The sequence below is a fragment of the Amycolatopsis sp. WAC 04182 genome (assembly GCF_003947465.1).
Classification (GTDB): domain Bacteria; phylum Actinomycetota; class Actinomycetes; order Mycobacteriales; family Pseudonocardiaceae; genus Amycolatopsis.
In genome coordinates this window covers 332,481-348,350 of the sequence record NZ_QHJJ01000008.1, presented here as the reverse complement: position 1 = coordinate 348,350, position 15,870 = coordinate 332,481, and the positions used below count along the sequence as shown (strand labels likewise).

General features: G+C 67.4%; 7 protein-coding genes. 5 read left to right on the top strand and 2 right to left on the bottom strand.

Annotated features, from left to right (window positions below):
- The first annotated feature begins 312 nt into the window (after window positions 1-312).
- From DMH01_RS36390 to DMH01_RS36380, 3 genes are all read left to right on the top strand, one after another.
- A complete protein-coding gene (locus DMH01_RS36390) occupies window positions 313-8,625 on the top strand; it encodes a SpvB/TcaC N-terminal domain-containing protein (RefSeq protein ID WP_233621812.1) in 8,313 nt (2,770 codons plus the stop codon).
- A gap of 325 nt (window positions 8,626-8,950) precedes the next feature.
- Window positions 8,951-10,012 (top strand): family 43 glycosylhydrolase, encoded by a 1,062-nt coding sequence (locus DMH01_RS36385; RefSeq protein WP_125682981.1) that lies wholly within the window; start codon window positions 8,951-8,953, stop codon window positions 10,010-10,012.
- 168 nt (window positions 10,013-10,180) lie between these two features.
- Window positions 10,181-12,214, top strand: coding sequence for an ATP-binding domain-containing protein (locus tag DMH01_RS36380; protein ID WP_125682979.1), 2,034 nt, complete (start codon window positions 10,181-10,183; stop codon window positions 12,212-12,214).
- 43 nt (window positions 12,215-12,257) lie between these two features.
- Here DMH01_RS36380 and DMH01_RS36375 read toward each other — a convergent pair whose 3' ends face one another.
- The gene (locus DMH01_RS36375) at window positions 12,258-12,914 is read right to left on the bottom strand and encodes a TetR/AcrR family transcriptional regulator (protein ID WP_125682977.1); all 657 of its coding nucleotides are present in this window, start codon (window positions 12,912-12,914) and stop codon (window positions 12,258-12,260) included.
- Window positions 12,915-13,013: 99 nt separating this feature from the next.
- Here DMH01_RS36375 and DMH01_RS36370 point away from each other — a divergent pair, with 99 nt between their 5' ends.
- Together DMH01_RS36370 and DMH01_RS36365 are read left to right on the top strand one after the other, a co-directional pair.
- On the top strand, window positions 13,014-14,507 hold the full coding sequence (locus tag DMH01_RS36370) for an FAD-dependent monooxygenase (RefSeq protein ID WP_125682975.1): 1,494 nt from the start codon (window positions 13,014-13,016) through the stop codon (window positions 14,505-14,507).
- A complete protein-coding gene (locus DMH01_RS36365; protein WP_125682973.1) occupies window positions 14,504-14,902 on the top strand; it encodes a RidA family protein in 399 nt (132 codons plus the stop codon). Before DMH01_RS36370 ends, DMH01_RS36365 begins: the two co-directional genes overlap by 4 nt.
- Window positions 14,903-14,922: 20 nt before the next feature.
- Here the strand turns inward: DMH01_RS36365 and DMH01_RS36360 are convergent, their stop codons facing one another.
- On the bottom strand, window positions 14,923-15,777 hold the full coding sequence (locus DMH01_RS36360; protein WP_125682971.1) for an NAD(P)H-binding protein: 855 nt from the start codon (window positions 15,775-15,777) through the stop codon (window positions 14,923-14,925).
- Window positions 15,778-15,870: the final 93 nt, after the last annotated feature.

The following is a 15,870-nucleotide window of genomic DNA, read 5'->3' as shown; positions in this document are numbered from 1 at the left end:
GCCGTTCGGCCGCACGGCGGTTCTGCGGGCAGATGTTTCATCTGAATTTAATCGACCCTCGATAGCTTGTGGCCGAGAGATCGATGCCTCGCCCTCGCGGATGAATGGGCTGGGCACAGAAGGAATGTACGCCCGGATGCACTAATCCGGTGACGACCAGTTGATCGATCACCTTTCCTTGCCCGCATCACCGCTCGACCCCGTGCGCTTTGCCGGGGCCTGCCAGCAGCATTCATTGATCCAGAGGGGGTCGGGGGCATGTCTGCCTTCGCATGGGCTCGTCCGGTTCGTCATCACCACAAGGCAGTGGTGGTGGCACTGATCTTGGCGTTGGTGGCGATGGTGGTCCCGGGCGCGGCTCCGCCCGCCTCGGTGCGTGGGGCAGGGCAGGCATCAGGTGCGGATGGGGCGGTGGCCCCTCCGGAACATCCGGAGGGGACGGCGTTCGATCCGAATCAGATCAAGGACATCAAAGCGGCCGATCCGGGGGCCGGGGTGAACCTGATCGCGCCACCGTCGGCGAACAGTTCCGGCGATGCGCGGATGTCCTACCCGCTCGAGGTGCCCAAGGGGCGGGCGGGTCTCGAGCCGAAGCCGGCGGTGGCGTACAGCTCCGGAGGCGCGAACGGCTGGCTGGGTGTCGGCTGGGACGTCACCATGCCGACGGTCACGGTCGACACCCGCTGGGGAGTACCGCGGTATGACGCGGCTCTGGAGACCGAGACCTATCTCCTGAACGGTGAACAGCTCACCCCGGTCGCCCATCGGGGCGAGTTGCAGAAGCGGACGGCGGAGAAGGTGTTCCACGCCCGCGTGGAGAGCCGGTTCGACCGCATCGTGCGGCACGGTGACAAACCGGTGAACTATTGGTGGGAGGTCACCGACAAGCGGGGCACGCGGACAGTGTTCGGTGGCGCGGAGAACACCACGCTGGCCGACTCGTCCGGCAACGTCGCGACCTGGGCGGTACGCGATGTCCGTGACACCAACGACAACGTCATGCGCTACCACTACGCCCGGGTGGAAGACGGCGGCACCGAGAAGTCGACGGTGCCGGGTAGCAACCTGTATCCGCGCCGGATCACCTACACCGGACACGGCGACGCCGAGGGCCGGTATTCGGTGACGTTCCTGCGCGACCGGGACCGGGGTGAGCCGCGCCGCGGCGACGTGCAGATCGACGCTCGTGGCGGGTTCAAGAAGGTGACCGCCGACCTGCTGCGGCGGGTCGAGGTCAAGCTGGACGACCAGCTGATCCGGGCCTACGAACTGAACTACCGGACCGGCGCGTTCGCGAAGACGTTGCTGGCGTCGGTGTCTCAGTTCGGTGAGGACGACAAGCTGTTCAACACCCACTCGTTCGACTATTTCGACGAGGTGCGTGACCAGGCGGGCAACTACACCGGGTTCGCCGACGCCGCCGGGTGGTCGGTCCCGGACGACGACCTGGGCGTGAACATCCGTGAAGGTGAGGCGAGTGCGATCTCGGCGAACACCTCCGTCGGGTTCGGTGCGCACCTGTTCGCCGGCTACAACGTGCAGGGGTGGCCGGTCAAGCAGGGTGGCGTCGGGCTGAAGGTCGGGTTCAACGCCGGTCAGTCCGATGGCCTGTCGGCGCTGGTGGACGTGAACGGCGACAATCTGCCGGACAAGGTGTTCCGCAAGAACAACGACGTGTATTACCGCCCGAATCTGAGCACCCCGGGGGGTGAGCCGAAGTTCGGTGACCCGCCGGTCAGGTTGCGCGACCTCCCGGGGATCTCGACCGAGCGGACGTTGTCGGGCACGATCGGTGTCGAGGCGTTCGTCCTCGCCATCGCCGCGCAGCTGGACTTCGTGGGGACCACGACCACGTCGGATCGGTTCTTCAGCGACGTCAACGGTGACGGCATCACCGACCTGGTCGACAACGGCGGCGTGTTGTTCGGCTACCTGGACGCCAACGGGCAGCCCGCCTACAGCCCGGATTCCACCCGCACCCCGGCACCGGTCGGCGGTGGCGCGGTGACCGGCGAGATCGTCGGCGACCAGACCGCGCAGTTCGACCAGCAGGTCGACAACTCGCCGCTGCTGGACTCGGTGCGCCGGTGGGTCGCGCCGTTCGACGGCACCGTCCGCGTCGACGGCCGGGTGCAACTGACCGTGGACCCCTCGCCCGCGCGCGCCGCGTACACCAAGGCCGACGGTGTGCGGGTCACCATCCAGGCCAAGGACACCGAACTCTGGGCGCAACGAATCGGCCCGGACGACCACACCGAGTTCACCCCGGCCAATGTGTCGGCGATCGCGGTGAAGAAGGGCGACGCGCTCTACTTCCGCACACAGTCCATTCTGGACGGAAAGTACGACACGGTGGCGTGGGATCCGGCGATCACCTACACCGACCAGGCGGCCGGCACGGACGTGAACGGGCTGGCGAACACCGTGTTCCGTGCGTCGGCGGACTTCACGCTCGGCGGCCGCTCGTCGCAGGTGATGGTGCCGGTGACCGGCAAACTTCAGCTGACCGGCGACGTGGTCAAGAGCAAGGCGACCTCGGACGACGTGACCGTGGTGATCACGAAGGGCAACGGGGTGCACGCTCCGGCGGAGGTGTTACGCAAGGTTCTGCCTGCTGCGTCGACGGGGACCACCAAGATCGATCTGAGCCTCCCGGTCAACCAGTTCGAGAAGATGTCATGGCACATCAAGAGCGACTCCCCGATCGACGTTTCCGCGGTGTCCTGGGTACCGAAGGCGCACTACACGGAGGCGCCCGGGGTGGAGTCGCTGGTCGACGACAAGGGGCAGCCGACCCTGGTGATCAGCCCGCCGTTCGACGTGGACATGTATCCCGCCGACACCCTCACGGCGCCGCAGCAGACCTACAAGGTGACCAAGACCGGCAAACTACGGGTCCGGCCGGGCGTGAAGCTCGACTTCGGCCTGACCGGGGCGACCAAGATCGCGTTCACCGTAAAGAAACGCGGCGGGCAGCTGCTGGGCAAGCGGGTCGTCGACATCGTCAACGGGCAGTACGGCTCACCGGGCCAGAACCTGGACGTGATCGTCCCGGTCACCGAAGGCGACGAGCTGTATTTCGACCACTCCACAACGGATCCCAACCTGTTCGGCTTGGTCGCCGAACAGTCCGCGAAGGTCACCTACGACCTCTCGTCGCCCTGGCCGGCGTTCAGCCCGGCGCCGAGCGCGGCACACGGCTCCGCTCAGCAGGGTGCGTTCCCGCAGCCCTACCGCGGCTGGGGTGTGATCGGCTACCAGGCCAACCGCGACCGCGCCACCCAGCCCATCAAACAGGCCGAACTCGCGATCGACCAGAGCTTCAAGAACGCCCTCCCCCGGGAACCCAAGGAAGCCGACATCGCGGCGTTCGCCACGAATCCCAGGATCCCCATGCCCCGGCTGGCGATCTTCGCTCCGAACCCCGCCAAAGGCGGCTGGGCCGCGCAGGACGAGTCGTCCTGGTTCACCTCCACGATGGCGACCAGTTCCCGGCTCGGCGCGGACACCATCGACGTGGTCACCGACGCCGATGTCGCCGGTGATCGCACGGCGATGCGTCGCGGGGTGACCGGTCAGGTGTCCGGCACGCTGTCGGCCGGTCCGTTCGGGGGCACGGTCGTCGGCGGGATCACCGCCGGTTCCGTGGACTACGTCGACCTCAACGGTGACCGCTTTCCCGATGTCGTCGGCGCCAAGGAGATCCAGTTCACCGATGGCAACGGCGGGCTCGGCGCTCGACGCGGCACGCTCGGCGGCAACGTCCGCGAGTCCGACACGTTGTCCGGCAACGTGTCCTACTCCGCCGGCAGTGAGTCGGCCACCCTCGCCAGCGCACAGGGCCTGGCCGCTCCGGAGGCAGCAAGCAGCAACAACACCGCCACCTCCGGCCCGGTCCAACCGGCACTGGGGATCGGTGGCAGCCTCGGCGGCGGCGAGTCCGACACCCGCGTCGACCTCATCGACATCAACGGCGACGGCCTCCCGGACAAGGTCTTCGCCAACGGCGACGCCCAGCTCAACCTCGGCTACAGCTTCGCCGCCAGGGAACCCTGGTCAGCGGGACCGATCAACGACGCCTCCACTCGCAACCTCGGCGTCAACCTCGGTTTCAACGTCGACAACTACGGCTTCGCCGGGGGTCTGTCCGCCGAACTGAGCACCTCTTTCACCAACGCGAGCATGCTCGACGTGAACGGCGACGGACTCACCGACCGCGTCTTCACCGATGGCGCCAACCCGATCAAGGTGGCCATCAACACCGGCACCGGCTTCACCGCGCCCGCTCCTTTCCGCGGCAGCTTTTCCGACATCGCCGTGGACAAGAACGCCACCCTCGGTGCGGGCGTCTACTTCACGTTCCCTGTCCCCACCCCGATCGGCACGTTCGTGTTCAACCCCGGCGTCAACGCCTCCACGAGTATCGGCCGTGCCGAGCTCGGTCTGCGTGACGTCAACGGTGACGGCCTTGCCGACCATGTCAAGTCCACCCGGGACAACGAACTGCTGGTCGCGGTCAACAAAACCGGCCGTACGAACCTGCTCCGCACGGTGACGCGGCCGTTGGGCGGGAAGGTCGATCTGGACTACACCCGTACCGGTAACACCCAGGCGATGCCCGAATCCCGCTGGGTCCTGTCCCGTACCACCGTGTCCGACGGTCATCCGGGCGACGGCGCCGACACCCAGCTCACCACCTATCGTTACGAGCAGGGCAAATACGACCGGCTCGAACGCGAGTTCCACGGCTTCGGCAAGGTGGTCACCGAACAGCGCGACCCCGGTGCGGCCGATGCCCTCTCTCGCTCGACCACCGACGAGTACCGCACCGACGGCCCGTATACCCGCGGGTTGCTGGCCCGCACCCTCTCCGCTGACGGTGCGGGACGGCCCTTCACCGAAACCGTCAACACCTATCAGACCCGCGACACCGCGCCGGGCAGCGTGTTCGTGGGTCTGTCCCGAGTGGACAAACGCTTCCACGAAGGCGCCGAGGAACCCGGCAAGTCCACGTACACCGAAATGTCGTATGACGATTTCGGCAACCTGATCCGCTCGTTCGACGCCGCGGACGAAGGCGTCGCCGACGACGTGGAGACCACCTACGGTTACACCGCGTCCGACCCGGCCTGCCGGGCGCGCAATCTCGTCGGAACGGCCAACCTGCTCGACCAGCGCGGCAGCACCGTGTCGAGACACAGTGAATCCACAGTGGACTGCGTGACCGGTGCGGTGCGGCAGGTCCGCCAATACCTCACCGACACCACCTCGGCCGACACCGACCTGGAATACCACCCGGACGGGAACCTGAAGGCAGTCACCAAGCCCGCCAACCAGAACGGCCAGCGGTATCGGCTGGAGTACGGCTACGACACCGTCGTCGGCGTCCACATCGAGTCCATTGTGGACAGCTTCGGGCTGCGGTCGGGCGCGACGCACAACCTGAAGTACGGGCAACCGGACCGGACCACCGACCAGAACGGCCGGCAGGTACTGCGCGGCTACGACAGCGTGGGGCGGTTGGACACCGTGACCGGGCCGTACGAGATCGGCTCGGGCAGGGCCACGATCGACTTCGACCATCACCCCGAAGCCACCGTTCCCTACGCCACCACCCGGCACCTCGACCGTGACGCCACCGGTGTCCGTGAGGACACCATCGACACCGTGACCTTCACCGACGGTCTCAAACGCGTCCTGCAAACGAAGAAGGACGCCACGGTCGCCGACGATCCCGATGACACGCCCGACCAGGTCATGACCGTGTCCGGCCGGATGAAGTTCGATTTCGCCGGCCGCGTGGTCGAGCGGTATCACCCCGTGACCGAGCCCAAGGGTGACGGCAACACGAGGTTCAACGCCGCCTTCGACACCGTGGCGCCGACTCGGACCTCGTTCGACGTGCTGGATCGGCCGGTCAAGACGGTGACCCCGGACGACGTCACGACCGCCATGGCCTACGGATTCGGACCCGACCGCGCCGGTGTCACCCGGTTCGAGACGACCGCCACCGATGGCAACGGCAAACAGAAGCGCAGCTACACCGACCTGCGGGAGAAGACCACCGCGGTCAAGGAGTTCAACCCGGCAGGCGGGCAGCCGGTGATCTGGACCAGCTATGGCTACGACCCGCTCGGGCAGATCACCACCGTGGTGGACGACAAGAACAACACCACCCGCTCCGAATACGACGCCCTCGGCCGCCGGACAGTGCTCGACAGCCCCGACGCGGGCCGCACCGAGACGCGCTTCGACCTGGCGGGCAACCCGACGGCGAAGATCACCGCCGGCGGCAAGCAGGTCGAATACGACTACGACCACAACCGGCTCACCGCGGTGCGCTATCCGACCTTCCCGGCCAACAACGTCACTTACGCCCATGGTGCACCCGGTGCACCGGACAACACCGCCGGACGGATCACCGAGATCCGCGACGCGGCGGGGATCCTCACCCGCGGTTATGGCCCGTTGGGTGAGACCACCCGGGAAACCCGCACGATCAAGATCGCCGGTCAGGCGGACCGCAGCTACACCACCGGGTGGCGCTTCGACGCGTTCAACCGCGTCCTGCAGATGACCTACCCGGACGGTGAGGTCCTCCGCTACGACTACGACACCGGAGGTCAGGTCACCCGCGCCACCGGGGCCAAGAACGGCAGCGACTACCTCTACCTCGGCCGCGTCGACTACGACAAGTTCGGCCAGAAAGTCCTGCAGCAGACCGGGAACGGGGTGCGCACCACCTATACCTACGACCAGGCCGACCGCAGGCTCGCCACCCTGAAGTCGAAGACACCGGGTGGCACCGAGTTCCAGAACCTGGGCTACACCTACGACGACGTCGGCAACATCACGAAGCTGACCAACACCACGGCACAGAACCCGACGATCGGTGGCCCGAGCAGTCAGACCTTCGGCTACGACGACCTCTACCAGCTCACGTCCGCCGGCGGTCAGTACACGACCAAGACCAACCAGCAGGACAACTACACCCTGGCGCTGAGCTACGACTCCATTCACAACACGACCACCAAAACCCAGCAGCACGAGATCACCGGCAGCCCGACCTCGTCCGCTCAAGACACAGCGAACACGGCGTCGCCGAACCACGGCGGTGGCGGAGCGAGCCCGGCGTCGCTGGGCTCGCTCTCCGCCGGACCGATCGAGCCGGTCGAGGACCCGACCAACCCGGCCGGGGTCCAGGACAAGACCAGCTACGACTACCGGTACGACTACGGCAGCGGAAAACCGCACGCGCCGAGCAAGGTCGGCCCGATCACCCAGACCTACGACGCCAACGGCAACCTCACCGACACGGTGAACACCGCGGCTGGCGAGGCCAAACGGCGTCAGTACGTCTGGGACGAGGAAAATCGACTCGCCTGCAACCAGGACGCCGCGACGACCACTGTCACGCAAACCCCGGAAGGTTGCCAGGACGCCACCGTCACCTACACCTACGACGCGGCCGGTGAACGCGTCGTCAAGAACGGCGACAGCCGATCCCTGTATCCCAACCGCGGCTACAGCGAACGCGACGGCACCGGCTACAAACACATCTTCGTCGGCGACAGTCGCCTCACCACCAAAACCGTCGCCGCCGACGGCCTCGAAAACGCCCAGTCCTACTTCCATGCCGACCATCTCGGCTCTTCCGGCTACGTCACCGACAGCCAGGGCACAGTCACCGAACATCTCGAATACCTGCCGTTCGGGGAGACCTGGGTCGAAGAGAAGGCGGGCCAAGGCGGTACTCCGTACAAGTTCACCGGCAAGGAACTGGACGAGGAAACCGGTCTCTACTACCACGGCGCCCGCTACTACAACCCCAGAACCCAGCTCTGGGCGAGCGCGGATCCCGCCCTGCCCGGATTCGTCAGCGGCAGCGAAGCCGCAGGCGGCATCACCAACCCGCGCAATCTCGCCACCCATACGTACGCTCACAACAACCCGGTGAGGCTGACCGACCCCACCGGCAAGTGGCCAACGCTCACCGAGGTGGAACAAAGGGAATTGGAGGCCAAGTTCCCGACTCAGTTCCCGGGCGCCGGGCCAAGGAAGACATACCGCCCCATTCCTTTTTCCGACAGAGAAACCCCGCCGCTGACCAACCGGGAACATGCTTTGTTCCTCGGGATTCTTGCGACTCCCACGGGCCCAGCCACTATGTGGCAGCTGTTCGACGCGAAGGGCGACGCCATCGACCGGGCGAAAGCACACTTTGGTGGCGGAGGTACCGGAGATGACGAGGGTGGTCCGCAGGACGGGACGATCGGCAACGCGTTCCAACACGCGTACTGGAGCGGCCTGCTGACGGGTATCGTCGGCCCGGGCACCGCGAAGGCGTTGACCGACGCACACGAGGCATTTTTGGGCAACGACCGCCATAACGAGTTGATGGACCTGCACAACAACTCCGTCGGCCGGAATACCTATACCGACCTCGAAAAAGAACTCGGCAGGCCACCCACCAACGCGGAGCTGGAGCAGGCGATCCTGCTCACGGTCACGAGTCCCCGCGGCTACAACGGCAGACACACGATCATGCTCGGACCGAACGGCGGGTACGAATACACGGCACCATCTCCCGACTGCTCGCAGCGGCGCTGGGTATGCGGAAACTGAGGTCCAGTCGATGGGCGCGTACCTGCCGAGGGCGCCGGCCCTCTACGACGGGCCACCAGCGCCCCGTCAGGTCGAACCGCGCCGCCGGATAGGCCGTTCGGGCGCATCGAGCGGCAGTTTCCGTGCTTTCGGTCGCGTGGGCGACCGGCGGTCACATAGTTTGCAACCGGCGCACTTGTCCGTCCACAAGTAACCGGGGAGAGCTGCCGGTCACCCCGGCGAATCATGCTCGGCGTCGCAGCGGCAGGGTTTGCCGCCTCGACCGTGGGTGGCCGGGTGCTCCTCCTGACCGACACCACTCTCCTTGCCCAGTAAGGGATTCAGCATGCGCAAGTGGAAAAGATTACTCGTGGCGGGCGTGCTCGCCACGGCCGCCGTCATGGCGGTCAACACGGCCAGCGCGGCCGACGGTGTCTCAACCGCGGCGGCCGAGTCGACGTTCCCGCTCGCCGACCCGGACACCGTCCAGGCGAAGGACGGCACGTACGTCACTTACGGCACCACGGTCGGCGCCGGGGTCGGCGCCCGGTGCGGCGTGACCGGCAAACTGTTCGTACCGGTGCTCGTGCACGGCTCCGGCAACACCGTCGGCGTGGGCACCTGCGCGTCGGCCGACGCACTGCCCAACGGGCCGGGTAGCTGGGCGGAGGGCAACGTCTGGGCGCCCGGCGTCGTCCGCTTCGGCGACACCTACTTCATGTACTACACCGCGTCGAAGCGGGGCAGCGGCCAGAAATGCATCGGCCGCGCCGTCTCGGGCAGTGCGCGGGGGCCGTTCACCAACCCCGTCGAGTGGGCGTGCCCGGGCAACGGCCGCTGGGCCATCGACGCGAACCCGTTCGTGGCGGGCAGCGCCATGTACGTCGCCTACCGGGACGACGCGATCACCTCCTACCCGGAGACCGGCATCTCGATCGTGCGCACCCACTCCAACGGCATGGCGGACTGGGACACCCGCCGGGACGCGTTGAAGAGCACCGACATCGGCTGGGAGACCACCCGGATGAGCGGTGGCACGCACGTGGTCGAGAACCCGTCGATGTTCAAGTCCGCCGACGGTTACTGGTACCTGGCCTACTCCGGCAACAACTGGGACAGCGCACGGTATGCGACCGGCATCGCGAGGTGCGGCACCGGCCCGATCCCGTCGACGCGCTGCACGCCACGGCAGAACGGCGCCGAGCGGCCGTACTTCGGGTACACCGGCACCGGGGGCCTCAACCCCTACCGCGGCCTGCCCGGCAACCACCCCGGCCCAGGCGGGATGGACTTCTTCCAGGCGGCCAACGGCCAGTACCACGCGGTCTACCACTGGTGGGACGGCAGCAGGCGGTTCCCGATCGTGGCGACGGTCCTCCGTAACGACGGCGGCTTCTACCTCAGTTAAGGCTCACCCGACCCGGAGGGAGCCCGTCCCCAGGGGCTCCCTCCGGTCATCCGGGCCTGTTCGCCGACAGGGCGGCTGAGGCCGCCCGAAAGAACAAGACTGCTGTTTCTTGAAATCCCCAGGCATCCTCGGAGGCATCGGACACCGAGTGGCGGGGAGACGAGCGGCTTGACCGGCAGTGAGATCGACCTCGAACAACAGCATCTGGAGACCTGCTACGCCTGGCTGGACACGCTGCGCGAACAGGCGGCGGCCCGCTTGGCCGCGGACCACGGCACGAGGGCATTCTGGCGGACGGAACTGTCCCGGTTGGACTCCGCCGAGGAGGGGCTGTACTTCGGCAGGCTGGACCCGCAGGACGGCCCTCGCGTCCATATCGGCAGGATCGGTTTGTTCCAGGACGGACAGGACGAGCCGTTCCTGGTCGATTGGCGCGCACCGGCCGCCCGGCCGTTCTACACCGCGACCACCACGGCCCCGCACGGCGTCCGCAGGCGACGCCACATCACCACCCGGGGCCGGACCGTCGTCTCGCTCGACGACGAACTGCTCGATCTGGACAGCGCGGGCGACGACACCCTCATCGGCGAGGCCGCGCTCCTGGCATCGCTGGTCGCCGGCCGGACCGGCCGGATGCGGGACATCGTCACGACCCTGCAGACCGAGCAGGACCGGATCATCCGCGACGACCATCCCGGCGTGCTCGTGGTGCAGGGCGGCCCGGGCACCGGCAAGACCGCGATCGCCCTGCACCGGCTCGCCTACCTGCTCTACGCCCGGCCACACCTGCGCTCGCGCGGCGTCCTGGTCGTCGGCCCCAGCCGGATCTTCCTGGACTACATCGGGCAGGTCCTTCCCGGTCTCGGCGAGCACACCGTCGTGACCACGACGATCGCCGACCTGGTGCCGGACGTCCTGGTCAGCCGCGAGGACTCACCTGAGGTGGCCGAAGCGAAAGGACGCGAAGAGATGGCCGAGCGGATAGCCGCCGCGGCACGCTCGCGGGTACGGACGCCCGAAACGCCGGTCGAGATCGAGTTCGAAGACCAGGTTCTCCAGCTCGACCCGGACAGCTGCCGTCGCGCTGTCGCCGCCGCCAGGGAGACCGGGCTTCCGCACAACCAGGCCAGGTTGATCTTCCACCGGCGGATCGTGGACGAACTCGCGCAGCTCATGATCGATCTGATGGAGCGGCTGCTGCTCACCGAGTCCGGCGAAGCCCTCGACGGCGGCAGCCTCGACGGAAGCCTGGGTGAAGCCGACCTCCGAGCACTGGCGGCCGCGGGCGTCGTGATCGGAAACGACGAGCTCGACGGCCCCAGAAGCCTGCTCGACCAGACCGACACCGCCCGCCTGCGCGACGCGCTGCAGGCCGACGACTCCGTGCAGGACGCGCTCGAACGACTGTGGCCTCGGCTCACCCCGGAAGACTTGGTCGCCGAATTGGCCGACACGTCGTCCGAAGGATGGAGCACCGCGGACATCCCCCTGCTGGACGAGGCCGCCGCCGTCATCGGTGAGCACAGCGGGGAAACCTTCGGGCACGTGGTCGTCGACGAGGCACAGGAACTGTCCGCGATGGCCTGGCGGATGCTGATGCGCCGGTGTCCGTCCAAGTCGATGACCGTCGTCGGAGACCTCGCCCAGACCGGGAGCCCGGCGGGCGCGATGTCCTGGGACGACGTGCTCCGGCCGCACACCGGCGATCGCTGGCGCCTGACCCCGCTCACCGTCAACTACCGGACGCCGGCCGAGATCATGACCGCCACCACCGACCTCCTCGCAGCCCACCACCCCGGGCTGCGGCCACCCCGATCGATCCGCTCCAGCGACCAGCCGCCGTGGCGGATCCGGACCACGCCCACCGATCTCCCCGACGTGATCTCCGCACTCGCCGAAGCGCACGAAGACGGACAACTCGCGATCATCAGCCCGCCGGTCCACCTGGAACGGCTGGCGAAAGCCCTGTCCGTCGCAACGCCGCCCGACCTCACCGAGAAAATCGTCGTCCTCACACCCGCGCAGGCCAAAGGACTCGAGTTCGACTCCGTGATCGTCGCCGACCCCACGGAAATCCTCGCCGAACCCTTGGGCCACAACGACCTCTACGTCGCCATGACCCGAGCCACCCAACGGCTCGGCATCGTGCACCCGGGCGCGATACCCGCTGAACTCGCGGGCCTGCCGGAACGCACAATCTAAGCTCCGATTTCTTCGGGGGGCGTGCAGCGGGCACGCCTCGCCGCTAGGGCAGCTCCGCGGTCAGCAGCCGCAAGCCCTCTTCGAAGAGCTCCCCCAGATCCATCCCCGTCAAGTGATCGTGAGCCTCGGCGAGATGGGGATAGTCGCCCTGCCGGAGCGCCTGGCGCAGACCGGCGATCTCGGCGGACAACTCGGGGGCGGATTGGATCGCGGCCTGTTCCTCGAGGACATGTCCTGTCGCGAAGTGAAGGACCAGGAACGACGTCTTCATCGCCGCCGAGGCATCCAGTCCCGCCTCGCGTAGAGCGCCGTTCAGGGCTTCGGCGTATCCCAAGGTGTTCGGTCCGGTGGCATGCGTGCCCGCGTACACCCGCGCTCCGTCGCGATAGGACAAGAGCGCGACGCGCAGGCTTTTCGCCAGGGCCACTACCCGTTCGCGCGGCCCGGTCACTCCCTCGGCCGCGTCACGGCAGCCGGCCAGCATCGACTCGGCCATCGCGGTCAGCAAGGCGCGCTTCGTCGGGAAGTAGCTGTACAGCGTGCCTACTTGAACTCCGACCGCGGTAGCCAGCTTTCGCATGGTGAGCGCATCGAGGCCGACTTCGTCGAGCAGGCGGAGCGCGGCGGCGGTGACACGGGCCGGATCCGCGGCCGGGGGCCGCCCACGGGTGCGGGGTTCACGAGAGGGGTGCGCGGTCATGTCCAGGTGAGCCTAACAGCGGGTTTGACGGGTTCGCGCTCTGTCAGCATACTCGACGGAAGAATAAATGAACGTTGTTCGAAAACTAAGGAGGTGGCCATGGACACCGATGTGGTGATCAGCGGCGCGGGCCCGACGGGTCTCTTGCTCGGCACCGAACTGGCGCTCGCCGGAGTACGCGTGCGGGTGCTCGAACGCCAGGAGCGGCGGCACGACCAGTCCCGCGCCCTGACGCTCCACCCCCGCAGCGTCGAGATCCTCGACCTGCGGGGTATCGCCGACCGTTTTCTCGCCCTGGGCCGCACCGTCCCGAGCTGGCATTTCGCGGGCCTGTCGAAGCAACTGGACTTCTCGGCCTTCGACACGCGGCACGGCTACACACTGTTCCTCGAACAGGTCCACACCGAACGACTGTTGGAGGAGCGCGCACGGGAGTTGGGTGTCGAAGTCTCGTACGGGCACGAAGTCGTGTCGTTGACACAAGACGAAAACGGCGTCGACGTCGCAGTGGCAGGCCCGGGCGGGGAATTCCACCTCCGCGCGGCGTACCTCGTGGGCTGCGACGGCGGCCGGAGCAAGGTCCGCGAGAGCGCCGGCATCGGCTTCCCCGGCACGGACGGCACGATGAGCGCGATGCTCGGCGACTTCGCCGTCGTCGACGCCGACGCCATCGCCGCGGCCGGGAAATCCCCCGTCTTGGTGGTCCCGCTGACCGATGGTCTGACCCGCTTCGTCCTCACCGATCCGGAACGGATGCGGGTACCCGCGACGGAACCGGTCACCTTCGAGGAGTTCCGCGACACACTGATCCGCCTGACTGGCACATCCTTCGGGATCGCGGAGCCGAAATGGTTGTCGCGCTTCGGAAACGCGACACGGCTGGCCGAGAACTACCGTGCCGGAAGAGTCTTCCTGGCCGGCGACGCCGCGCACGTCCATTTCCCGGCGGCGGGCCAGGGCCTCAATACCGGTCTGCAGGACGCGATGAACCTGGGCTGGAAACTCGCGGCCGAACTCAACGGCTGGGCACCCCCCGCCCTGCTCGACACCTACCACTCGGAGCGGTCTCCGGTGGGACGACTGGTCACCGACAACACCCAGGCACAGACGCTGCTGCTCGAACTCACGTTGGTCCCCGACTACCGCGGCCCGGTGACCGCGCTACGCGAGATGCTGGACTCCTTGCTCGAAATCCCCCAAGTCAACGCCCGGCTGGCCGGCCAGGTGTCCGCGCTCACGACGTCCTACCCGTCGCCGGGCGGCGATCCGCTCGTCGGCACCCGTATGCCCGACCTCCCCCTCGTCTCTCCCCCGGGCTCCCGAATCTCGGAACTGCTGCATACCGGCGAATTCTGTTACGTCGACTTCACCGGAGACGGCACCGCACAGGTCTCCACAGGCTGGAAAGACCGGATCGCCGTGGCCACCGGGGACCGCGGGACGTGGAACCAGGGCATCGACGAAGTGCTGGTGCGACCGGACGGCCATATCGCCTGGGTGCGCCGCGAGACCGACCCACCGGATGCCACGATCCGGCGAACGGGGATCACGGCCTGGGCCGGAACCCCCGAACGGACGGCGGTAGGGCGATGAGTTCCCTCGAGCGCTTGACTCCCTCCGGTCTCCACCACGTTCCGGGTGCCTTCACCCCGGCCGTGCTCGTCCACGGCGCCGATCTGGCCTTCCTCTCGGGCCAGGTCGCCTGGGACGAGAACGGGGTGCTGACCGGCGAGGACCACGTGACCCAGATGCACCAGATCGCCCACAACATCGATGTCGCGCTGGCGGCCGCCGGGTGCGGACGGGAAGACATCGTCAAGGAGACCGTGTATGTCGTGGACTACCGGCCCGAGTTGATCGCCGGGCTCTTCGGCGCCCTTCGCCGTGAGGTGTCCGTCGCACCGGCCAGCACCCTGGTCGGCGTGTCGGCGTTGTTCGACCCCGCCGTCCTGGTGGAGGTCGACGTGGTCGCGAAGATCCCGGCCTGATGCGATGCTCCGTGACCCGATCAGCCTGCGCCCTGGTCGGCGAGTTGCTCGGCGATGCCGCGCGGTTCGCGTCCAAGAAGGACGGACAGGGTGCGATCGGATCCCGCGAAGAAGTCGGTCCGTGTCGCCTGGAACATGGACAGGGTGAAGCGTGCGGCCGCCTCCGGAACACCGGACGCCACCTCGTTCGCGACCCATTCCTCGTCGTCGACGACCACCCGCCGGACGCGTCGGCCGGTGAGCTCGGACGCTGCCGAGGCGAAGTCGTCGAGGGTGACCGGTGCGGGCAAGGTCATGTCCACGGGGCCGTCGAACGGGGACTCGCCGGCGAGGATCGTCGCGGCGGCCTCCGCGGCATCGCGTCGATCGACCCACGAGAACGGTCCATCGGCGGGCTTGGCGATCACTCCCGTGCTCTGCCACGGGCCGAGCAACTGCCCGAGGTCTCCGTAGAAACCGTTGCGCAACGCGGTCCATGCGACGCCCGACGCCGCGAGGTGTTCCTCGGTGGCCGCGTGGATCCCGAGTGGCGGATAAGGAGTGTCGAAGCCGGTTCCGTGGGCGCTGGTGTACAGGATTCGCCGGGCGCCCGCCTCGACCGCAGCGTCGATCGCCGTCCGGTGCTGCGTGACGACGTCGGCGGTGACGTCGTTGGAAGAGACCAGGAGCACCTGCTCCGCGTCAGCGAACGAGTGACGCAGGGCCACAGGGTCGTCGTAGCTTCCTTGCCGCACGCGCACCCCTTGATCGGCCAGATGCCTCGCGCGCCCGGGATCGCGGACGCTGACACCGACGCGGCTCGGCGGCACACGCTTGAGGAGATGTTCCACGGTGGCCCCGTTGAGGGCACCCGTTGCCCCGGTAACGATGATCATGACGACGTCCTTTCACACACTAAGTTGACCAGCGAGGTCAACTTAGGCTCGAATCCCATCCTGCAGTAAGCTGACTCAGGGAGTCAAGTTCGC

Excerpts from the sequence above, each read along its gene's own strand:
- DMH01_RS36360 (WP_125682971.1), bottom strand. The coding sequence starts at position 15,777 with ATGATCATCGTTACCGGGGCAACGGGTGCCCTCAACGGGGCCACCGTG.
- DMH01_RS36385 (WP_125682981.1), top strand. The coding sequence starts at position 8,951 with ATGCGCAAGTGGAAAAGATTACTCGTGGCGGGCGTGCTCGCCACGGCC.
- DMH01_RS36365 (WP_125682973.1), top strand. The coding sequence starts at position 14,504 with ATGAGTTCCCTCGAGCGCTTGACTCCCTCCGGTCTCCACCACGTTCCG.
- DMH01_RS36375 (WP_125682977.1), bottom strand. The coding sequence starts at position 12,914 with ATGACCGCGCACCCCTCTCGTGAACCCCGCACCCGTGGGCGGCCCCCG.
- DMH01_RS36370 (WP_125682975.1), top strand. The coding sequence starts at position 13,014 with ATGGACACCGATGTGGTGATCAGCGGCGCGGGCCCGACGGGTCTCTTG.